This window comes from Sinomonas soli, assembly GCF_054782415.1.
Window position 1 is genome coordinate 306,166 of sequence record NZ_BAAGSN010000016.1, and the last position, 21,289, is coordinate 327,454.

Genomic DNA, 21,289 nt, shown 5'->3' on the forward strand with positions numbered 1-21,289 from the left:
TTGCCAGTCGGGTGAAGGGGACTACAGAAGGGTATCGCTGACGATCCGCGCCCCGGGCACGGGCCCGTGGACCGCGAGCGCCTCGATCCCGTGGTGGGCGAGCTCCTCCGCGAGGTCGGCGGCAGCGCCCGCGTCGGCCGCGAGGAGGGCGACGGTGGGCCCGGAGCCCGAGACCATCGAGGCGAGTGCCCCGTGCGAGTCGGCCCACCCGAGGGTGTCGCGCAGCTGCGGGGCGAGGCCGACCGCGGCGCGCTGCAGGTCGTTGACCAGCAGGTGGGAGAGGCCGCCGGCGTCCCCGGCCCGGAGGGCGGCCAGGACGGCCGGCTCGACCTGCGTGGGCTCGGGCACGCTGAGGCCCTCCGCGTCGCGGAGCCGGTCCAGCTCGGAGAACACGGCCGGCGTGCTCAGGCCGAACGGCGCCGGGACGAGGACCCAGTCGAACCGGGTCGTGGCGAGCGCCGGCGAGAGCTGGTCCCCCACGCCCAGGCCCACGGCGGCTCCGCCGAGCAGGGCGAAGGGCACGTCGGCGCCGAGCTCGGCGGCGACGTGGGCGAGCTCCTCCTTGGACAGGCCCGAGCCCCAGAGCGCGTCGCAGGCGAGGAGGGCCGCGGCGGCGTCGGCCGAGCCCCCGCCCATGCCGCCGGCCACGGGGACCCGCTTGGTGATGGTCAGGTGCACCCCGGTCGGGTGCTCGGTCATCTCGGCCATGAGGCGGGCGGCCCGCACGGCGAGGTTGCGCTCGTCGAGCGGGATGTCGAGCTCGTCGAGGTCGAGGGTGCTCTCGGGGCTCAGGCTCACCGTCACGCCCGGCTCGGCGGAGGTGGTCGCGGTGACTTCCTCGAACAGCGAGACGGCGAGGTAGATGCTGGCCACCGAGTGGTAGCCGTCCGGGCGGCGGGGGCCGACCCGCAGGGAGACGTTGACCTTGCCCGGGGCGCGGACCTTCACGGACCTCGGGCGGGCGTCGGGTCCGGAGGGGCTGGTGCGCATGCCCCCCACGCTATCGGACCGCGTCGGTGGCGGGCGCACCCGCGTCGGCCGGGCGGTGCTGCTCGGCGATGCGGGCGAAGTCGGCGATGCCGAGGACCTCGCCACGCGCCTGCGGGTCCACGCCCGCGGCCCGCAGGGCCCGCTCGGCCTCGGCGCCCGAGCCTGCCCAACCGGAGAGCGCGGCCCGCAGGGTCTTGCGGCGCTGGGCGAAGGCAGCGTCGATGACCGCGAAGACCTCGCGGCGGGTCGCGGTAGTGGCCGGCGGTGCGGTGCGGGTGAAGCCCACGAGGCCGGAGTGGATCTTGGGCGCGGGCCAGAAGACGTTCATGCCGATCACGCCGGCCTTGCGCATGGTGCCGTACCACGCTGCCTTGACGCTGGGGACGCCGTAGACCTTGGAGCCGGGCTCGGCGGCGAGGCGGTCGGCCACCTCGTCCTGGACCATGACGAGGCCGTGGCGCAGCGACGGGAAGTGCTCGAGGAGGTGCAGGACCACGGGGACGGCCACGTTGTAGGGCAGGTTCGCCACGACGGCGCTGGGCTGCGCGAACGGCCCCGGCGGGAGCTCGGTGGTCTTCAGGGCGTCGGAGAGCACGAGGGCGAAGCGCCCGACGGCGTCGGGCCGCCACCGCTCGACCGTCGCGGGGAGCCGGCCGGCGAGGACCGGGTCGATCTCGATCGCCACGAGGTTCGCGGCCGCGTCGAGCAGGCCGAGGGTGAGCGAGCCGAGGCCCGGGCCCACCTCGAGGACCGTCTCGGACGGTTCGAGGCGGGCCGCCGCGACGATGCGGCGGATGGTGTTGCCGTCGATCACGAAGTTCTGCCCGAGCGTCTTGGTGGGCCGGATCCCCAGCTCGCCCGCGAGGGCACGGATGTCGGCGGCGCCGAGGAGCGGGCGGGAGCCGGGGGCGTCAGTCACCCGAGCATCCTACCGGGGGCTGACTTGTCCCGGCCTCTCAGTCCGCCGCGCCGGCGCAGCCCCACGGGCCGAGGCCGGCCTTGTCCCGGCCTCTCAGCCCGCCGCGCCGGCGCAGCCCCACGGGCCGAGGCCGGCCTTGGCGTAGTACGTGTTGGCGACGGCGATCTGCTGCTCGCGGGTGGCGAGGGCGGCGTTGGGGGCGTACTGGCCGCCGCCGTTGGCGATCCAGGACGAGATGTCGAACTGGAGGCCTCCGTAGTAGCCGTTGCCGGTGTTCGCGGCCCAGTTGCCGCTGGACTCGCACTGGGCGATCTTGTCCCACATGGCGGCGTTCATGACGGCGGGCGCGGCAGCGCCGGTGTTCTTGCCGGCGTTCTGGTCGGTGCTCGGGTCCGTCTTCGGCTTGGTGCCCACGAGGACCTTCTCCGCGACGGCGGCGCGGGTCACGCTCTGGGACACGAGCGAGCGCTGGGCCTCGCGGCCGTCGACGGTGACGCTGCGGTAGTGCTTCTCGACGGTGCCGTCCACGCCCTGCTGGACCACCTTCGTCTCGCCCTCGGGGAGGTCGGCGCTCTCGGTCTTCTCGGTGCTGTACGGGACCGTCTCCGTCACGGTGCTGGCGGCGGAGGTGTCCACGCGCGTGACCTTGAGCGCCATGTTCGCCACGATGGGGGCGTTGCGGGGGGCGGAGACGCGGTCGGCCGGCCCGGGGGTGATCCGCAGCTCGGTGAGGAGCTCCGCGACGGTGGCGGCCGTCGTCGTGCGCGTCACGGGGGTGCCGTCGACGACGACGGTGACGTCCTTGGGCGTGCTGATCCTGATCGGTGCGCTCTCCGCATCCAGGCGGGTCGAGCGGTCCAGCGAGACGAGCGAGGTCGGGGCGACCCCGAGCTGGCTCACGAGCCCGGCGACGTCGGGGGCGGTGGTGTCCACGGTGCGCCGGGCCCCGTCCAGGTCGACGGTGACGTGCCGGGCGCGGCTGACGGTGACCACGGAGCCGTCGGTGACAGTCGCGCCGAGGGCGGGCGAGACGCGGTCGGCCGAGCCGAGCTGCACGGACGCGCTGCGGACCACCTCGTCCACGGTGGAGGCGAACGTCGTGACGGTGCTGGCCTGTCCGTCGACGGACAGGGTCACGGTCTTGCCGTTCACCACGAACGCCGTGGTCCCGAGGGCGAGCGCGGCCACGACGGCGGCCTGGCCCGCGGCGCGGACGGGGGAACGGCGGGGACGGACCGGTCGTGCTGCGCGGCGGCCGTGTTTGCTCACAGGGGTCCAATCGTCGGTCCATCCGGGCACGGCGGCCCCGGGCACGGGCAGGACAGGGCCGGGAGATGGACGGCGCGCGCCCGCGGCATTGCTCCTGCCTCACCCCGAGGGGGCAAGTGCCCGGCGTCTGCGGCGACCCCGGCTGTTGGGGTTCACAGTAACCGAAACGTTACACAGGGGCCAGTCAGGTCACGGAACGACTACGAGCGCGCCCGCGAGCGGGCAGCGCTCAGCCCCAGCCCCCGTAGGCCTGCTCGGTGTTGGCGGAGAGCCGCGAGCAGAGCTCGGCGAGGTCGGCTCCGAGGACCTCGGCCATCGAGCGCACGGTGTAGGGCACCATGTAGCTCGCGTTGGGCCGGCCGCGGTACGGGTGGGGCGTGAGGTACGGCGAGTCGGTCTCGACGAGGATCCTCCCGGGGTCCGCGATGGCGAGGGCCCGGCGCAGGTTCTCGGCGTTCTTGAACGTCATCGTCCCGGCGAAGGACATGAACCAGCCGTTCTCGTTGCAGGTCCTGGCGAGGTCCTCGTCCCCCGAGAAGCAGTGGAACACGACCGTCTCCGGGGCGCCCTCCTCGCCCAGGAGCCGCACCACGTCCTCGTGGGCGTCGCGGTCGTGGATCTGCAGGGTCTTGCCGAGGCGCTTGGCGAGGTCGATGTGCCAGCGGAAGGAACCGTGCTGGATCGCCAGGGCATCGCCCTTGGAGCGGAAGTAGTCCAGTCCCGTCTCCCCGACGGCACGCACGCGCGGGTGGGCCGCGAGCCGCTCGATCTCGGCGTAGGCCGCCTCGAGCTCGCCGCGCGCGGCGTAGCGGGGCGCGTCGTTGGGGTGGAGGGCGACGGCGCCGAGCAGCCGGGCGTCGGCGTCGAGCGCCTGCACCGTGAAGCGGGAGGAGGGCAGGTCGCAGCCCACCTGGACGGCGCGGTCCACGCCCACCGCGGCCGCGGCGTCGAGCGCGTCCTTGACCCCGACTTCCACGAGCCCGTCCCGGAAGTTCAGATGCGTGTGGTTGTCCACCACCGGCACGGGCAGCGGCTCGGGCGCCGGCGGGTACTCGAGGCGGCGCGACCGGCCGGACTCGTCCGTGGCGGCGCGGCGCCCGCCCGAGCCCGCCTCCTCCGCTGCGTCGGGGGTGCCGGTGTGACGGTAGGCGGCGGGCGTGTGGGCTGAGCACATGGCCTCCACTGTAGTTCGCGGACGGCAGGGCAGGGACCGCCGCGGGGCCGAGCGCGATGCGGCCGCTGCGGGTAACGTGGAGGCTAGGTGTGGCGCATGCCACAGCAGCAGGGCCGCGCGCTGGCGGCCGGCCGGGAGGGCGCACATGGACGGTCATCAGGGCGGGGTCGACCAGGCGGGGGGCTCGGTGAGCCCCCTGCGGACGCTCCACCACGGCGAGGCGCCCGAACCGATGGACGCGGCGCGCTTCAAGGCCGCGTGCGAGCGGATCCTGGCCTCCATCGGCCAGGTGGTCGACGGCCAGGCGGAGGCCGCCCGCCTGGCCCTCACCGTCCTGCTGGCCCAGGGCCACCTGCTCGTCGAGGACGTCCCGGGCGTCGGCAAGACGATGCTGGCCAAGACCCTGGCGCGGTCCATCGACTGCTCGGTCAGCCGCATCCAGTTCACCCCAGATCTCCTCCCCAGCGACGTCACGGGGGTCTCCATCTACAACCAGGCCACGCGGCAGTTCGAGTTCCGGCCCGGCGCGGTGTTCGCGAACATCGTGATCGGCGACGAGATCAATCGGGCCTCGGCGAAGACCCAGTCGGCGCTGCTCGAGTGCATGGAAGAGCACCAGGTGACCGTGGACGGCACCTCGTACGTGCTCAGCGAGCCGTTCATGGTCGTCGCGACCCAGAATCCGATCGAGATGGAGGGCACCTATCCCCTCCCCGAGGCGCAGCGGGACCGCTTCATGGCGCGCATCTCGATGGGCTATCCCGACGCCGCCGCCGAGGCGGAGATGCTCGACAGCCACCAGTCGGACTCCCCCCTGCTGCGGGTCGAGCCCGTGGTGGACGCCGCCGAGATCCGCGCCATGATCGCCACCGTCAAGGACGTCTTCGTCTCCGCGCCGGTGCGGGACTACACGGTGCAGCTCGGCCGGGCGACGCGCGCGAGTGAGCGCATCCGCCTCGGCGCGAGTCCGCGCGCCGTCCTGCAGCTCCTGCGCGCGGCGAAGGCCCGGGCCGCCGTCGCCGGGCGCGACTTCGTCCTCCCCGACGACGTCGCCGCGATGGCGCCCGAGGTGCTCACCCACCGCCTTGTCCTCGAACGCCGGGCCTCGGGCAGCGGGCTCACGCCGGCCGCCGTGCTCCGTGCGGTCGTGGACTCGGTACCTGTTCCTGTCACCGGGCAGTCCGGCGCCCGGCGGCACGGATAGGCGGTCCGGCGTGGAGCGCCCGCCCCGGACCGACTGGCGGGGCAGCCTCACGCCGCGGGGGTGGGGCTTCGTGGTCGCCGCCGCGGTGGCGCTCATGGCCGCCCAGGTCATGGGCCGCCGGGACCTCCTGCATCTGGCCGTGTTCCTCGCGCTCGTCCCGGCGGGAGCCCTCGTGGCCAGCCTGCTCGTCCGCCCGTCGATGACCGTGCTGCGCCGGCCCCACCCGGAGGTCGTCGAGGCCGGGCAGAGCACTGAGGTCGCACTGAGCCTGCGCCACAGCGGCCTGCTCTCGGGTCGGATGTCGATGACCGAGCAGCTGCCCGCGTCGCTCGGCACGGGCCCCACCTTCGTCTACCCCGGCAGGTCGACCGGCCGGGACGGGGCGAGCAACTACCGGTACGAGCTCGGCTGCCCGCGGCGCGGCCTGTACTGGATCGGCCCGGTCGAGGCCCGGCACTCGGACCCCTTCGGCCTGGCCGAGCGGCGCAGCCGGATCGGCACGGGCACCAGGCTCACCGTGACCCCCGCCGCGGCCGCGCTCCCCGCAGCCGCGCTGGCCGGGGTGCGGGGGGCCGAGGGCATCATCGCGGCCCGCATCCAGTCTGTGCCGAGCGAGGACGACGTCATGACCCGCGAGTACCGCCACGGGGACCCGATGCGCCGCGTCCACTGGGCGGCGACCGCGCGGCACGGCGAGCTCATGGTCCGGCAGGAGGAGTCCGCCGTCTCGCCCGAGGCCACGATCGTGGTGGACCTGCGCAGCGATGCGTTCCCGGACGCGGGGCAGGAGGACGCCGAGGGCAGCGGATCGCCCTCGTTCGAATGGGCGGTCACCGCGGTCATGTCCGTCGCAGCCCACCTGAGCGAGCTGGGCTACTCGCTGCGGCTGCTCGAGCCCGGCGGCGGCGCCGCCCTCGCCCGTTCCCCCTCGGCACCGGAGCCCGACACCATCGAGTACGCGGGCCGCGACGGTGTCGCGCTGATCGCCGAGGGCCTTGCCGCGATCGCCCCGGAGCCTGCCCCGGGCACCACGGGGGTCAGCGACCGTCTCCTCGACAGGCTCGAGGGACACCGGCACCGCGGCCCCATCGTCGCGGTGCTCGGCAGGACCACGGCGGAGCAGGCGCGCGGGCTGGCCTCGGCCTCCGGCTTCGCCGAGCGCGCCCTCGCGGTGGTCGTCGGCCCGCGGGCCGGCTCCTCGCGCGCCGCAGTCGACGTCCTGCGGGACGCCGGCTGGAGGGCCGTGGAGGCCACACCCCGCTCCTCGGTGCAGCGGGTATGGGCGGCGCTGACCGTTGAGGACGCGTCCCTGGACCACGGCGAGCGGCGCGCGGGACCGGGTGGCGGGGCGAGGAGCTCCGCGTGAGGGCCCCCTCGCTCCGGCGGCCCGAGTGGCGCCATGTGCCGGCCGAGCTGTTCCTGGCCCTCGCGGTCGGAGGGGGGTCCCTCGCGTACAGCGGGGTGCTGCGGGGCTGGACCTGGCTGTACCCGGTCCTGGTGGTGCTCCTGGCCGCGGTGGCCGGCACCTCGCTGGCCAGGGCGTTCCGCTGGCACCCGGTCCTGGTCGCCGTCGCCGGGGCCGCCGGCTGGACGGGCGCGATGGACTCGATGTTCTTCCGCGGCACGAGCCTGCTCGGCCTCATCCCGACGGCGGACACGCTCGGAGCCGCGCGGGAGGCGCTGGACCAGGCGTGGCACACGGTCGCCTACGACGCGGTCCCCGCGGCGCCGAACATCGGCATCGTGGCGCTGACTGCGGGCGCGATCGGCCTCATCGCGCTGGTCACCGAGACCATCGCCCTCTCGTGCCGCATGCCGGCCGTCTCGGGCGTCGCCGTCCTCGCGGTCCTCGTCGTCCCCGCGGTGCTCAAGCCGGAGAGCGTGGGCGCGACGGGCTTCGCCACCGCGGCGGCCGGCTATCTCGGGCTCCTCGCCACCGCCGGCTCGGCCTACGCCTCCGGCAGCGCGGCCGAGCGCCTTGCCGCGGCGCTGTCCCCCGGGCGCTTCGCCGTGCTCGTGGCGGCCGTGGTCGCCGGCGCCCTCGCCATTCCCCAGGTCATCCCCGGGTTTGACGCCGGGACCTTCCCCGAAGGCGCCCGGCTGCAGAGCCTGGGCCAGAACGTGGGCCTCAACCCGCTCATCAGCCTCGGCAACGACCTGAGGAGCTCGAACGCCGTCGGCGTCCTCACCTACGCGACAGACTCGACGTCGCCCGTCTACCTCCGCACGGTGACGGTCGAGGACTTCAACGGGGCGTCATGGGGGCCGGAGAACCACGACGACCAGCTCCAGCGCCCGATCACCCAGATCGCCGGCCCCGCGGCGGCCATCGGTCCCACCACCGCGACCACCACGGTCGTGACCACCGGGGGCTTCACGAGCCCCTACCTCCCGGCGCCCTACGCCCCCCAGTCCCTCGAGGGCGTCCGGGGTGACTTCGGCTGGGACCCGAGCGACCTGAGCATCAAGGGCGCTCCCGCCTCGAGCCAGAACCAGCTGTACGTGGTGCACTCGACGATGCCGCAGCTCACCCCCCAGGCCCTCTCCGCCGCGGTCACCGCGCCGCGGGGGATCGACCTCGTCGCCGCGCAGGTCCCCCGCGGCGTCCCGGCCAACGTGCGCAGCGCGGCCGAGCAGGTCACCCAGGGCGCCGCGACCCCCTATGCCCGCGCCCTGAAGATCCAGGCCTGGCTGCGGACCTTCCAGTACTCGGAGAAGACCCCGGTCGAGGACGGCTACGACGGCACGGGCATGGACGTCCTGAGCACCTTCCTGACGAAGAAGGCCGGCTACTGCATCCACTTCGCCGCCGCGATGGCGGTCATGGCCCGGGTGGTCGGCACCCAGCCGGATCGCCGTGGGCTTCGCCCCCGGGCACCCCACCGGCCAGACCGTCGCGGTCCCTGCCTCACAGCCGCTGCCCGAATTCCAGGTCGATGGGAGGGACGCCCACGCGTGGCCCGAGCTGTACTTCCAGGGGCTCGGCTGGGTGCCGTTCGAGCCGACGCCCACGCGCGGGGTGCTGCCCTCCTACGCCTTCACCGACAGCGCGGGCCCGGGCGCGAGCAGCAACCTCGACAACCTCAACGACGGCCTGCGGGCGACCCCCAACAACGGCACGGCGGCCCCCACACCCAGCAACCCGGCACAGGCGCCGGCCGCCGCCCAGGAGGCCGCCCCGTGGATGCCCGCCGTCCTCGTGGCCCTCGGGCTCCTCGCCCTCGCGATCGTCGTGGCCTTCCCCGCCGCCCTGCGCGCCGCCCAGCGGCGCCGGCGCCTCCGCCGCGGGCTCCGCGGCATCTGGGAGGAGCTCGAGGCGGTCGGCGTGGACCACGGGCTCCCCCCGGGCCCGGCGGACACGCCACGCTCGTACGCGAGGCGCCTCGGCGCGTGGGAGGCGGACGACGGCGGGCTCCACCGCGCGCTCGACACCCTCACCACCGCCTACGAGCGGCACGAGTTCGGGCGCCCCGGCTACGAGGCCGACGAGGATGCCGCGCGCCGCGCAGTCTCCGTGGTGCACGAGGCCGGCCGCCGCACGCAGCACCCGGTCCGGCGGGCGCGCATCGCGGCCCTGCCGCCGTCATCCTTCACCTGGCTCACGCGCGCCCTGACGCGGCTGGCCCCCGCAGCCGGGGCAGCGGGGGCCAGGGTTCGCACCGGGCTGAAGCGGGCGCTGCGCCGCGTGCGGCGCCGGCCGAAGGACTGAGCCGCGCGCCCCACCGGCGTTGAGGGGTCATGTCCCACGGTTGAGGGGTCATGTCCCAGATCCGATGCCGGCCCATTGACCAGTCAACGCAGGGACATGACCCCTCAACGCAGGGAGATGACCCCTCAAGGGGCGTGGGGACGATCAGCCCGCGTACGGGTCCGCGATGCCGATGTACTGCGTCGTCGTGTACTCCGCGATGCCCTCGGCGCCGCCCTCGCGGCCCAGGCCGGACTGCTTGACCCCGCCGAACGGGGCGGCCGCGTTCGAGATGACGCCGGCGTTGAAGCCGACCATGCCGTACTCGATCTGCTCGGCCACGCGGAACATGCGTGCGTAGTCCCGGGTGAACAGGTAGGAGGCCAGGCCGTACTCGGTGGAGTTCGCGAGGCGGATCGCGTCCTCCTCGGTCTTGAACGTGGTCACCGGGGCGACCGGGCCGAAGATCTCGTTGCGGAGGATCTCGGCGTCGTTCGGGACGTCGGCGAGCACGGTCGGGGCGTAGAAGTAGCCGTCGCCCTCGAGCGGCGCCCCGCCGGTGGCAACGCGGGCGCCGGACTGGACGGCCTCGGTCACGAGGGCGTGCACGTCCTTGCGGGCGCCGCCGTCGATGAGGGGGCCCACGGTGGTGGACGGCTCGGTGCCGCGGCCCGGCGTGAGGTCCGCCATCGCGGCGGCGAACTTGGCGGTGAACTCCTCGGCGACGGACTCCTGCACGAGGAAGCGGTTCGCGGCCGTGCAGGCCTCGCCCATGTTGCGCATCTTCGCTGCCATGGCGCCGGCCACGGCCTTGTCCAGGTCGGCGTCCTCGAAGACGATGAACGGCGCGTTGCCGCCGAGTTCCATGGAGGTGCGCAGCACGTTCTGGGAGGCGTCCGCGAGCAGGCGGCGGCCCACCGGCGTCGAGCCCGTGAACGAGACCTTCCGCAGGCGCGAGTCCTTCATGAGCGGGCCGGAGATGCTCGAGGCGGACGAGGACGAGACCACGTTGAGCACGCCGGCCGGCAGGCCGGCCTCCTGCATGACCGCGGCGAACAGCTGGGTCGTGAGCGGGGTGAACTTCGCGGGCTTGACCACCATCGTGCAGCCAGCGGCCACCGCGGGGGCGATCTTGCGGGTCGCCATCGCCAGGGGGAAGTTCCACGGCGTGATGAGCAGGCAGGGACCCACCGGCTTGCGGTGGACCAGGATCTTGTTCTTGCCCTCGGGGGTGGTGAGGAAGCGGCCGTAGTCGCGCACGGCCTCCTCGGAGAACCAGCGCAGGAACTCGGCGCCGTAGGTGACCTCGCCGCGGGACTCGGCCAGCGGCTTGCCCATCTCGAGGGTCATCAGGAGGGCGAACTCCTCGGCGCGCTCGGTCACGAGGTCGAACGCGCGGCGCAGGATCTCGGCGCGCTCGCGCGGCGCCGTGCGGGCCCAGGAGGCCTGGACGGCGTCGGCGGCGTCGAGGGCCGCGACCGCGTCCTCGCTCGTGCCGTCCGCGATCTCCAGCAGGGTCCTGCCCGTCGCAGGGTCCTCGACCGCGAACTTCTTCCCGCCGGTGGCCTCGCGCCACTCGCCATTGACCAGCAGGCCGGTGGGGACTTTCGCGAGCAGTTCCTGCTCGCGCTCGGGGGTGACAGCGGTGTTCTCGGGCACGTCGACTCCTTCATGGGCACGCTCGACATCGGGCGTGGGTGGACTTCTTCCACGCTAGGCCTCAGTGCCCGCGGGTGTCCATGCATCCGAGGACGAGCGTGACGGACTTCACCTGTGCAGGTGCACAATCGACTTCCGCGGAATTCCGCGGTTTTTACTTCGGGGTCCCCTTCGCGGCCAAGGCGGCAGCGTACAGCTCCCGCTTGCTCGCACCGGCCTCCCCCGCCACCACCGCGACGGCGTCCTTGAGCCGGGCCCCGCCCGCGACGAGCGCCTGCACCGCGCCCACGAGGTCCTCGGGCCGCACCGGCGCGGCGGCGGGGGCGCCCTCGGCGACCACCGCGATCTCCCCGCGGACCTCCCCCTCCTCGGCCCACGCGGCGAGCTCGCCCGCCGCGCCCCGCAGGACCTCCTCGTAGGTCTTGGTCAGCTCGCGGCACACCGCGATGCGGCGCTCGGAGCCGAACGCGTCGGCGAGCGAGCGGAGCATCGGGGCGAGCCGGTGCGGCGCCTCGAAGAACACCATGGTGCGCGGCTCGGTGCGCAGCTCGGCCAGGCGGGACGCGCGCTCCCCCGCCTTGCGCGGCAGGAAGCCCTCGAAGCAGAAGCGGTCCGTGGGCAGCCCTGACAGGGCCAGGGCAGTGAGGACGGCGGAGGGGCCGGGGACGGCCGTCACGGTCAGGCCCTGGGCGACGGCGGCCTCGACGAGCCGGTAGCCCGGATCGGACACGGCGGGCATGCCGGCGTCCGTGACCAGGAGCACCGTGCCGCCGGCGGCCACGGCGTCCAGCAGCTCCGGCGTCTTGGCGGCCTCGTTGTGCTCGTGGTAGCTCACCACCCGCCCGCTCGGCTGGACGCCGAGTCCGCGGACCAGCCGCTGGAGGCGCCGCGTGTCCTCGGCCGCGATGACGTCGGCCTCGGCGAGCAGCTCCACGAGCCGCCGGCTCGCATCGCCCAGGTTCCCGATCGGGGTGGCGGCGAGGACCACGGCCCCGCCGGCCGGCCGCACGGGGTGGGTGCCGCCGTCGTGCGCAGGGCCTTCCTCGTGGTCCGCGTCCGGGAGTCGGCTGGGTCCCTGGGGTCTCTCGGGTGGCTGCACGGGCCCAGCCTACGCCAGCGCAGCGTGCCCGCCCCGGGCCCCTCCGCCCCGGTAGCATGGGCCGGGATGGCCACCCAGACCCCCACCCGCCCGCCCGTGCGCAGCTGGAACACTCGGCGCAGCCGGATCGTCGATCCCGCGCAGGACGCCGCGCTCGGTCCGGCGGCCGCCCTGCGCGAACGGCTCGTGGGACCCCGGCTGAGGGCCGAGCCGGGGACGTGGGACCGCCGGCTCGCCTGGCTCGTGCCGGTGGCCGTCGGGCTCGTCGCCGGGCTCCTGCGCTTCTGGCAGCTCGACCGGCCGCACTCGCTGATCTTCGACGAGACCTACTACGTCAAGGACGCCTACTCGTACCTCGTCTCGGGCGTGGAGCGGAGCTGGTCCGAGAACGCCAACGACCTCTTCGTCAACGGCGACATGTCCGGGCTGCTCGCCTCCCCCGAGTACGTGGTGCACCCGCCCGTGGGCAAGTGGATGATCGCGGCCGGGATGGCGCTCTTCGGCCCGGGCAGCTCGTTCGGCTGGCGCTTCTCGGCGGCGCTCGTGGGCACGCTGTCGGTCATGATGACCGCGTGGGCTGGCCGCCGCCTCTTCCGCTCGCATCTCCTCGCCGCCGCCGCGGGCCTGCTCCTGGCGATCGACGGCCACCATCTGGTCCTCTCCCGCACCGGGATCCTGGACATCTTCCTCTCGTTCTGGCTCCTTGCCGCGTTCTGCCTCCTGCTGCTCGACCGGGACGACGGCAGGCGACGCCTCGCCGCGCGCCTCGGGGCCCTCGCCGGACCGGACGGAAGGATACGGCCGACGGCGCTCGTGACGGGTCCGCGGCTCGGCGTGAGGTGGTGGCGGATCGCCGCAGGGGTGTGCCTGGGCCTCGCCGTCGGCGTGAAGTGGTCGGGACTGGCGTTCGTGGCGGTGTTCGGGCTCATGACCGTCCTGTGGGACGCCGGGGCGCGCCGCGAGGCCGGGGTGCGGGCCTGGCTCCCCGGCGCAGCCCTGCGGGACGCCCCGCTCGCCGCGGCCAGCATCCTCCTCACCGGAGCGGCGGTGTACCTCGCCTCGTGGACCGGCTGGTTCCTCTCGGACAACGGGTTCTACCGGCACTGGGCCGAGGCCAACCCGGATCCGGCCTGGGCCTGGGTGCCGGCCCCGCTGCGGTCGCTGTGGCACTACCACCAGGAGGCCTACGCGTTCCACACGGGCCTCTCCACCCCGCACCCGTACGCGTCGAGCCCGTGGAGCTGGCTCCTGCAGGGCCGGCCGGTCTCCTTCTACTACACCGAGCCGGCGGGCATGTGCGGGGCCGCGCACTGCTCCTCGGCCGTCCTGTCGGTGGGCAACCCGCTGATCTGGTGGGGCGGCACCGTGGCGCTCGGCGTGCTCGTGCTGCTCTGGGCCGGGCGGCGCGACTGGCGCGCCGGAGCGATCCTCTCGGGCGTCGCCGCCGGGTACCTGCCGTGGTTCATGTACCCCACCCGGACCATGTTCGCGTTCTACGCCGTCTCCTTCGAGCCGTTCCTGGTCCTGGCCCTGGCCATGGCGCTCGGCCTCGTGCTCGGGCGGCCCACGGACCCGCCCGGGCGGCGGCAGGCCGGGCTGCTCGCCGTCGGGGTCTTCGTCCTCGCGGCCCTCGCCGTCTCGGCCTACCTCATGCCCCTCTGGAACGCCGAGCCCATCCCCTACATCGAGTGGCGGCTGCGGCTCTGGATGCCGAGCTGGACGTAGCCGGCCCGCGTCGCCCCGGCGCGGGACCGCCCCGGGATGGCAGGATGGGGCCTAGGCGCTGAGCGCTGCACGGGGGGCCACTGGAGACGAGCGGGAGCACGGAGAGGACGGGCACGTGGCAGGCGGAGCGGAAGCCGGAGCAGGAGCGCAGGAACAGCGGGCGGAGGCGTCGGCGCCCCTGCTGGCGAGCCTGCCGCCCGAGGCGAACGTCACCTCGCTGCTCGAGGACCGGGTGGCGGCCACCCCCGACGCCGAGCTGTTCTCGCGGCGCACGGAGGCCGGCTGGGAGCCCGTCAGCGCCGCGCAATTCCACGCCGACGCGGTCGCCCTCGCCCGCGGCCTCATCGCCAGCGGCCTGGACGTTGGCGACCGCGTGGCCATCGTCTCGGCGTCGAGCTACGGGTGGGCGCTCGTCGACTTCGCCGTCTGGTACGCCGGCGGTGTGCCCGTGCCGGTCTACGAGACGTCCTCGCCCTCCCAGATCGCCTACATCCTCGCCGACTCGGGAGCACGCCGCGTGTTCGTCGAGAACAGCCACCTCGCCCTGACCGTCCAGGAGGCCATCAGCGCCTCCCCCGAGCTCAGCAGCGTGTGGCTGCCGATCACCCTCATGACCGAGGACGGGGGCGGCTCGAACCTCAGGAGCCTTGCCGGCCCGGGGCTCGGGGTCCCGGCGCAGGAGCTCGAGCGCCACCGCACGGCGGCCGACCTCGACGCCCTCGCGACCCTCGTGTACACCTCCGGCACGACCGGGCGCCCCAAGGGCTGCGAGATCACCCACCGCAACCTCGCCCTCCTCGCGGTCAACCTCCAGGCCCACCTTCCCGAGGTGGTCGGCCCCGGGGCGCGGACCCTCATGTTCCTGCCGCTGGCCCATGTCCTCGCCCGGGCCGTCCAGATCACCTGCGTGGCCGCCGGCGTCGTGGTCGGCCATTCGCGCCAGTCGACCCTGCTCGACGACCTCGCGACCTTCCGGCCCACGTTCCTGCTCGCCGTGCCGCGCGTGTTCGAGAAGGTCTACGCCGCCGCGGAGGAGCGCGCTGCCGAGGGTGTGCGGGGCTCCGTCTTCGAGCGCGCCGCGGCGACGGCGCGCGAGTTCTCCCGCGCGCTCGACGACGAGGCCGCCGGGCGCGGCGAGGGCCCGGGGCGGCGTCTTCGGCTGCGGCACGCCGTGTTCGACCGCCTCGTCTACGGCCGGCTCCGCGCGGCGTTCGGCGGACGGGTCTCGACGATCGTCTCCGGCGGCAGCGCCCTGAGCCCTGCCCTCGCGCACTTCTTCCGCGGCGCGGGCCTGACGGTCCTCGAGGGCTACGGCCTCACCGAGACCACGGCCCCGTGCACGGTCAACACGCCGCAGGCGACGCGCATCGGCACCGTGGGACGTCCCGTCCCCGGCACCACCGTGCGCATCGACCCGAGCGGCGAGGTGCTCGTGAAGGGCATCGGCGTGATCCGCGCCTACCGTGGCGCCAGTACGGCGCCCCCCGGCGGCGAGGGAGCGGCGTCGGCCTTCCGGGAGGACGGGTTCTTCGCCACCGGGGACCTCGGCTCGCTCGATTCCGACGGCTTCCTCACCATCACGGGCCGGCTCAAGGACGTGCTCGTGACGGCGGGCGGCAAGAACGTGGCCCCCGGGCCCCTCGAGGAGGCGCTGCGCGAGTCCGAGCTCGTCGCCCACGCCGTGGTCGTGGGCGAGGGCAGGCCGTTCGTGGGTGCCCTCCTGGCGCTCGACGGCGACCAGCTGGGCGCGTGGGCGCGTCGCCGCGGGCGGACGCTGGGCATCTCCGAGGCGGCGGCCGACCCCGAGGTGCTGGCGGAGCTCCAGCAGGCGGTCGACGCCGCGAACGCGGCCGTTTCCCGCGCGGAGTCGATCCGCCGGTTCGTGGTCCTGCCGAGGGAGCTCACGCTCGAGGACGGCGATCTGACCCCGTCGCTCAAGCTGCGCCGACAGCGCCTCGTCGAATCGTTCCCGCAGGAACTCGAGGACCTCTACTCCGCCTGAGCCTCGGCGCGGGGAGCCTCTGCGGCGTCCGGCTCCCCCGCGGCCTCGCGGGCTGCGCGGCGCCTGGGGGTCGGCCAGCAGAAGATCACCATGAGGCTCGCCGCCAGCAGCACCAGCACGCCGACCACGAGCGCGGAGTCCACCCAGAACTGGCCCGGGAAGAGCCTGATGAGCGAGTCCTCGAGCCTGAAGGTCCACGTGCCGTTGGCGAAGAAGATCCGGTGGAAGTCGGTGAAGAACTGCTCCCAGCCCAGCGCCGCGAGGACGGCGAGGGCGACGATGATCGCGATCGTCACGAACGAGCCCGCGAAGAGCCCGCGCCCGAACGCCCCCTTGGTCTTCCGCAGCCCGATGGCAGCGAAGATGAAGAAGAGCAGCAGGGCGATCCCGGCCCCGTACGAGGAGAGGACCACCGTCTTGACGTCCGCCATGTGGCTGACCTCCCCGGCGGTGAAGAGGTGGTCGCCGGAGGGCAGGACGAGGTCGCCGAGGTAGCGGGGGCCCGCGAGGTTCGCGAGGTAGTCGACCGCGTACGAGCCGTAGGTGAGGCGGTCGTCGGTGGTGAAGCCGTAGCCGTCGCCCGGGAACCCGGGCCGGTAGTACTCGATCCACAGGAACAGGGGCGTGGCGACCACGCGCACCGCGGCGATGAGCAGGAGGAAGGGCAGGAAGATCGCCATGAGGACCTGGACGATGCGCCGGCCCACGGGGCGGGGCCGCGCGGCGGCGTCGCGCTCCTTGCGGCGCCGCTCGACCTCGTCCTCGGGGGGCCGCACGTTGATCGCGCTGGTCGGGGACGGCTCGCGGTGCACGGCGGCCGCCCCTGCGGCGGTGCCCTCGGCGCGGCCCTCGCGCTCGCCGGTGCCGTCCTGGGCGCCCGCGTCCCGGTCGCGGGACCGCCTCGCCTCGGCGCGGCTCTGGGCCGGGACCGCGACGGTGTCCGCCGGAGCTGTCTCCGGCACAGCGTGGGCTGCGCCGGGTTCCGGCGCTCCCGCGGCGCCGGCCTCCGCGGCGGCGGCGCCTGGGGCGGCAGCGTCCGCGGTGGCCGCGTGCTGCCCGCCCGTGGGATCGGAGGTGCGGCGGCTGCTGCCGGCGGGCTTCATCCAGCCGAAGGCGGGCTCGTCGCTGTCCCCGGACTCGTCGAAGTCAGCCCCCGGCTCGGATCCGGAACTCTTGTCGGTCAACACTGTCACCGTCCAGTAGAGGCCCGCGGGCCTGGAGTCTGCATGGTTCTCACCCCACCGTACCGGTGCGGGCGCCCGCTCCCCCGTAGCGGCACCCACGTGTGGCCGAAGCGTTATCGCCGCCGCGGGTGCCTCAGGCGTTCGCGTACTGCGCCCACGGGATGTTCCAGTCCCCGAAGCCGTCGTCGAAGTTGGCGTAGTCGCCCTGGGTGTTGATGATCTGGACGACATCGCCGGTGGTCATGTTGTTGAAGACCCAGGAGGCGCCGTCGGGGCCCAGGCCGATGCACCCGTGGGAGACGTTGGTCTGGCCGAGGTACGGCAGGGCGGTGTCCGTGGCCTGGTGGATGAACTCGCCGCTGGGGGTCAGGCGGGTTGCGTACTCGACGTCGAGTTCGCCGTAGTTGGCGGGGTCGCCGGGCTTGAGCCCGATCGAGGCGGCCACGAAGTGTGCCTTGCGCTGCTTCTCCATGAGCACGAGGTAGCCGCGGGCCGAGGGGAACCGCGTGTCCCCGAGGGTGGCGGGCCAGGTGTGCACGGGCTTGTCGTTGATGTAGGCAGTGAACGTGTGGGCCGTCGCGTCGGCGACCGCGGTCCGCTTGTCGCCGATGTGCACGGTGTTCGTCTTGGAGAAGTTGCCGATCTGGCCGTTGCCGAGGTCCACGCCGAAGAGGTCCATCTTGACCGTAATGGTGCTGTGGGCGGCCCAGAAGGTCTCCGGCCGGTAGCGGACCATCGTGTCGCTGTACCAGTGGAAGGCGCCGGGCTGGCCGGAGGTCGAAGTGATCGTGATGGCCTTCTCGACGGCCTTCTTGTTCTTCACGGGTTCGCTGAAGGTCAGCTGGATCGGCTGGGCCACTCCGACGTCCATGCCGTCGAGGGGGTACATCGCGGCGTCGGCCTCGTTCTTGGTGGCCACGGTGGCGAACGTCGTGGTCGCAGACTCGGTCCGCCCGGCGGCGTCGATGGTCGTGTAGCTGAGCGTGTAGGTGGTGTCGAAGGCGAGCTGGCCGCTCGAGGTCCAGCCCGCGCGCGAGGAGCTCAGGGCGCCGTCGACGTCCTGGCCGGAGTCGGAGCGGAGGCTGACGTTGTCCAGGGTGCCGTTCGTGACGGTGACCGTCACGGGCGCCGCCGGATTGACTTCCTTGGCGCCCTGCGCGGGCACCGACGCGGCGGTCGCCTGCTTCACCACGGGGAAGGCGGAGCCCGGCTGGCTCCGCACCGGCGAGGCCTGCTCCGAGGTGATCGGGGCGGCCTGGAGCGGGCCCACGGCCGCGAATACGCCGCCGATCCCCGCCACCACGAGAATGGCCGCCAGAATGGCGATCTTCGGGCCCCTGGCAAGCCGCTTCCGCTCAGACATGGTTTGGGGTCCCCCACTTTCTGCCGTACATCCCCTCGGCCAAGCCTACCGGCAGCAGACGGCCGCCCCGGTCACGCCCCGGCTACGGTCGGGACACGATCGGGGTGGCGGCGGGACCCCGGGCAGGGGCAGGGCGCGCGGGTGCGTCAGTAGCGGTAGTGGTCCGCCTTGTAGGGCCCGGCGACGTCGAGGCCGAGGTACTCGGCCTGCTCCTTGGTCAGCTCGGTCAGCTCGACGCCCAGGGCCGCGAGATGGAGCCGCGCGACCTTCTCGTCGAGGACCTTGGGCAGGACGTAGACCTGGTTCTCGTACTCGCGCTGGCCGTCCTGGTCCTCGGCCTGGGGCCGCTTCGTCCAGAGTTCGATCTGGGCGATCGTCTGGTTGGCGAAGGAGTTGCTCATCACGAAGGACGGATGCCCGGTCGCATTGCCGAGGTTGAGCAGCCGCCCCTCGGAGAGCACGATCACCGAGTGCTCGGCGGTGGCTCCGTTCAGGCCGCTCGAGGCCGGGAACACCCACTCGTGCACCTGCGGCTTGATCTCGACCTTGCGGATCCCGGGGATCCTGGCGAGGCCGGCCATGTCGATCTCGTTGTCGAAGTGGCCCACGTTGCCCACGATGGCCTTGTCCTTCATGGCCTCCATGTGCTCGGCGAGGATGATGTCCTTGCCGCCGGTGGTCGTGATGAAGATGTCGCCCTGGTCGACGACCGACTCGAGCCGGGCCACCTGGTAGCCGTCCATCGCCGCCTGCAGCGCGCAGATCGGGTCGATCTCGGTCACGATCACGCGGGCACCCTGGCCGCGGAGGGCCTCCGCTGCGCCCTTGCCGACGTCGCCGTAGCCGCAGACGACCGCGACCTTCCCGCCGATGAGCACGTCGGTGGCGCGGTTGAGGCCGTCCGGGAGGGAGTGCCGGATGCCGTAGCGGTTGTCGAACTTGCTCTTCGTGACCGCGTCGTTGACGTTGATCGCGGGGAACAGCAGGGCGCCCTGCTCGGCGAGCTGGTAGAGGCGGTGGACGCCGGTGGTGGTCTCCTCGCTCACGCCCTTGATGCCGCCCGCGATCCGGGTCCACTTCTGGGGGTCGCGGGCCTGGCCGGCGCGCAGCACGTCGAGGATGATGCGGTACTCCTCGGGGTCCTCCTCCGTGGCCTCGGGCACCGCCCCGGCGGCCTCGAACTCGACGCCCCTGTGGACGAGGAGGGTCGCGTCGCCGCCGTCGTCGAGGATCAGGTTGGGACCGAGCTCGGGGTTCGTGTCGGCGCCCGGCCACGTGAGGATCTGCTCGGCGGTCCACCAGTACTCCTCGAGCGACTCGCCCTTCCAGGCGAACACCGAGACCCCCTGCGGGTCCTCCGGCGTGCCGGGGCCGACGACGACGGCGGCCGCGGCCTCGTCCTGCGTCGAGAAGATGTTGCAGGAGGCCCAGCGGACCTCGGCCCCGAGCGCCACGAGGGTCTCGATGAGCACGGCGGTCTGGACCGTCATGTGCAGCGACCCCGCGATGCGCGCCCCCTTGAGCGGCTGCGACTGGCCGTACTCCTCCCGCAGCGCCATGAGGCCGGGCATCTCGTGCTCGGCGAGGCGGATCTGGTGCCGCCCTGCCTCATGGAGGGACAGGTCCTTCACCTTGAAGTCGGGGGTCATGCGTGCTCCTGGGTCGCGGAGGTGGTGGGCGCGAGGAGGACGGGGATGCCGTCCTCGATCGCGTAGCGGGGCGTCGTCCCGTTCGGGCCCGGCGCGGTTGCCACGAGGCTGTCGCCGTCCTGGACGAGTGCGGATCCCGTCACGGGGCACCGGAGGATGTCCAGCAGCGAGGGGCTGAGATTCGGCATGCCCTCTAGACTACCGAGTCCGGCAGGGCCGAGGGGCGCGCCCGCGTCCGGCCCAGTCGGTGGGGCCGCGTCAGTAAGGCTCGCGCAGGAGCCGCAGGTGGCGTCGGGGGATGTCCGCGCCCGGTGGGACGTCGAGGGGCGGACGGGCGGCCCGGTCGCCGGGCGCGCGGTCCGAGGCCTGCTCGGGGTCGGCGCGGTGCGCCCCCGCCGGACCCGAGGAGGCGGCTTCGTCCCCGTCCTCGTCCAGGGCCTTCCCTTCGCGGACGGCGTCGGCGAGGGCGAGGATGTCGTCGGGGTTGCGGGCCGGCGCGGTCGGCAGCGCCAGCCGGAGCACGTCCCAGCCCCGTGGCACGGTGAGCCGCTCGGCGTGGGTCGCGCAGAGGTCGTAGCTGTGCGGCTCGGCGAAGGTCGCGAGCGGGCCGAGCACCGCCGTGGAATCGGCGTACACGTACGTGAGCGTTGCCACCGCCGCCTGGCGGCAGGCAGATCGAGAACAATGGCGTAGTGGACCCACGGCACAGAACCCTACTCCCGGGACCGCCGCAACCCGGGCATTGACCTCGACTGCAGGGGCCCGCGCCGCGCGGCCCGGCGGCGACTCGCCACGGCCCGAACGGGGCGACTACAGTCGATGTATGCAGGATCGTCCCTTCTCCGGGGGCCCGTCGGACCCGGGCGGACCCACCCTCAGCATCCGGCCGGTGCCCCCGGAGGGAGAGCCCGCGGCGGGAGGACGGCGCGGGTTCCGCCGGCGACGGAGGAACCGCCACGGGCGTGGCCTGCGCGGGGAGATCCTGCCGTCGGTGCTCCCGGCGAGCCGGACCCGGGCGGAGCGCTTCGAGGACTGGGTCTTCGATGCCGCCGACCGCCTCCAGGAGCTCAACTCCCCGAAACTGGACGGGGTGGAGTACGCCGTCGAGGAGATCCCGCCCGGGCTCGAGCAGATGCTCCGGGACGGGGGGCGCCCCCCGCAGGGCCAGTACGCCCCCGGGGCGCCCGGCCGGGCTCCCCGGATCACCATCTACCGGCGCGTGGTCGAGACCGGTGCCTCCTCCTCGACGGAGCTGCAGGACCTCGTCCACGACATCGTGGTGGAGTACACCGCCCTCATGCTCGGCGTTGCGCCCGAGAGCCTGGACCCGTACTACCGCGGCTACTAGGTCCCCGGCGCAGGAG

17 protein-coding genes and 1 pseudogene are annotated in these 21,289 nt (G+C 73.7%); 7 read left to right on the plus strand and 11 right to left on the minus strand.

Translation table 11 applies throughout. The annotated features are described in order from the left end of the window. Positions 1-21: 21 nt before the first annotated feature. From ACYVKZ_RS17210 to ACYVKZ_RS17225, 4 genes are all read right to left on the minus strand, one after another. On the minus strand, positions 22-990 hold the full coding sequence (locus ACYVKZ_RS17210; RefSeq protein ID WP_460993467.1) for a 4-(cytidine 5'-diphospho)-2-C-methyl-D-erythritol kinase: 969 nt from the start codon (positions 988-990) through the stop codon (positions 22-24). A 10-nt stretch (positions 991-1,000) separates the two neighbouring features. Next, positions 1,001-1,909, minus strand: coding sequence for a 16S rRNA (adenine(1518)-N(6)/adenine(1519)-N(6))-dimethyltransferase RsmA (rsmA, locus tag ACYVKZ_RS17215; protein ID WP_460993468.1), 909 nt, complete (start codon positions 1,907-1,909; stop codon positions 1,001-1,003). Positions 1,910-2,002: 93 nt separating this feature from the next. Beyond that, entirely contained in the window at positions 2,003-3,178 is a 1,176-nt protein-coding gene (locus tag ACYVKZ_RS17220) for a transglycosylase family protein (RefSeq protein WP_460993469.1), read from the minus strand. A gap of 229 nt (positions 3,179-3,407) precedes the next feature. Beyond that, positions 3,408-4,352 (minus strand): TatD family hydrolase, encoded by a 945-nt coding sequence (locus tag ACYVKZ_RS17225; RefSeq protein WP_460993470.1) that lies wholly within the window; start codon positions 4,350-4,352, stop codon positions 3,408-3,410. A gap of 145 nt (positions 4,353-4,497) precedes the next feature. On the opposite strand from ACYVKZ_RS17225, the gene ACYVKZ_RS17230 reads away from it, so the two are divergent. From ACYVKZ_RS17230 to ACYVKZ_RS17245, 4 genes and pseudogenes are all read left to right on the plus strand, one after another. Next, entirely contained in the window at positions 4,498-5,556 is a 1,059-nt protein-coding gene (locus ACYVKZ_RS17230; RefSeq protein WP_460993471.1) for an AAA family ATPase, read from the plus strand. Between the two features lie 10 nt (positions 5,557-5,566). Beyond that, positions 5,567-6,922, plus strand: coding sequence for a DUF58 domain-containing protein (locus ACYVKZ_RS17235; protein ID WP_460993472.1), 1,356 nt, complete (start codon positions 5,567-5,569; stop codon positions 6,920-6,922). A 95-nt stretch (positions 6,923-7,017) separates the two neighbouring features. Beyond that, positions 7,018-8,385: pseudogene (locus tag ACYVKZ_RS17240) on the plus strand (transglutaminase family protein); the annotation flags it as partial. 22 nt (positions 8,386-8,407) lie between these two features. Beyond that, positions 8,408-9,265 carry a DUF4129 domain-containing protein gene (locus ACYVKZ_RS17245; RefSeq protein WP_460993534.1) on the plus strand — a complete coding sequence of 286 codons (858 nt, stop codon included), beginning with the start codon at positions 8,408-8,410 and terminating at the stop codon, positions 9,263-9,265. 144 nt (positions 9,266-9,409) lie between these two features. On the opposite strand, the gene ACYVKZ_RS17250 is transcribed toward ACYVKZ_RS17245, so the two are convergent. Together ACYVKZ_RS17250 and rsmI are read right to left on the minus strand one after the other, a co-directional pair. Further along, positions 9,410-10,903, minus strand: coding sequence for an NAD-dependent succinate-semialdehyde dehydrogenase (locus tag ACYVKZ_RS17250; RefSeq protein WP_460993473.1), 1,494 nt, complete (start codon positions 10,901-10,903; stop codon positions 9,410-9,412). A 154-nt stretch (positions 10,904-11,057) separates the two neighbouring features. Continuing rightward, complete coding sequence (rsmI, locus tag ACYVKZ_RS17255) at positions 11,058-11,912, minus strand: 16S rRNA (cytidine(1402)-2'-O)-methyltransferase (protein WP_460993535.1); 855 nt, start codon at positions 11,910-11,912, stop codon at positions 11,058-11,060. A gap of 156 nt (positions 11,913-12,068) precedes the next feature. On the opposite strand from rsmI, the gene ACYVKZ_RS17260 reads away from it, so the two are divergent. Together ACYVKZ_RS17260 and ACYVKZ_RS17265 are read left to right on the plus strand one after the other, a co-directional pair. Further along, positions 12,069-13,727: a dolichyl-phosphate-mannose--protein mannosyltransferase gene (locus tag ACYVKZ_RS17260; RefSeq protein WP_460993474.1), complete on the plus strand. Its 1,659-nt coding sequence runs from the start codon at positions 12,069-12,071 to the stop codon at positions 13,725-13,727. A 115-nt stretch (positions 13,728-13,842) separates the two neighbouring features. Continuing rightward, a complete protein-coding gene (locus ACYVKZ_RS17265) occupies positions 13,843-15,729 on the plus strand; it encodes an AMP-dependent synthetase/ligase (protein WP_460993475.1) in 1,887 nt (628 codons plus the stop codon). Here ACYVKZ_RS17265 and ACYVKZ_RS17270 read toward each other — a convergent pair. The 5 genes from ACYVKZ_RS17270 to ACYVKZ_RS17290 form a co-directional block, all read right to left on the minus strand. Continuing rightward, complete coding sequence (locus ACYVKZ_RS17270) at positions 15,717-16,916, minus strand: TIGR01906 family membrane protein (protein WP_460993536.1); 1,200 nt, start codon at positions 16,914-16,916, stop codon at positions 15,717-15,719. The two genes, ACYVKZ_RS17265 and ACYVKZ_RS17270, sit on opposite strands and share 13 nt — an antisense overlap. A gap of 130 nt (positions 16,917-17,046) precedes the next feature. After that, on the minus strand, positions 17,047-18,276 hold the full coding sequence (locus tag ACYVKZ_RS17275; RefSeq protein WP_460993476.1) for a L,D-transpeptidase: 1,230 nt from the start codon (positions 18,274-18,276) through the stop codon (positions 17,047-17,049). A gap of 146 nt (positions 18,277-18,422) precedes the next feature. Continuing rightward, complete coding sequence (gene ahcY / locus ACYVKZ_RS17280; RefSeq protein WP_460993477.1) at positions 18,423-19,925, minus strand: adenosylhomocysteinase; 1,503 nt, start codon at positions 19,923-19,925, stop codon at positions 18,423-18,425. Beyond that, positions 19,922-20,113, minus strand: a complete 192-nt coding sequence (locus tag ACYVKZ_RS17285) for a Trm112 family protein (protein ID WP_460993478.1) — start codon at positions 20,111-20,113, stop codon at positions 19,922-19,924. Before ACYVKZ_RS17285 ends, ahcY begins: the two co-directional genes overlap by 4 nt. 70 nt (positions 20,114-20,183) lie before the next feature. Next, a complete protein-coding gene (locus tag ACYVKZ_RS17290; protein WP_460993479.1) occupies positions 20,184-20,627 on the minus strand; it encodes a DUF3499 domain-containing protein in 444 nt (147 codons plus the stop codon). Between the two features lie 121 nt (positions 20,628-20,748). On the opposite strand from ACYVKZ_RS17290, the gene ACYVKZ_RS17295 reads away from it, so the two are divergent. Continuing rightward, a complete protein-coding gene (locus ACYVKZ_RS17295; RefSeq protein WP_460993480.1) occupies positions 20,749-21,273 on the plus strand; it encodes a metallopeptidase family protein in 525 nt (174 codons plus the stop codon). Positions 21,274-21,289: the final 16 nt, after the last annotated feature.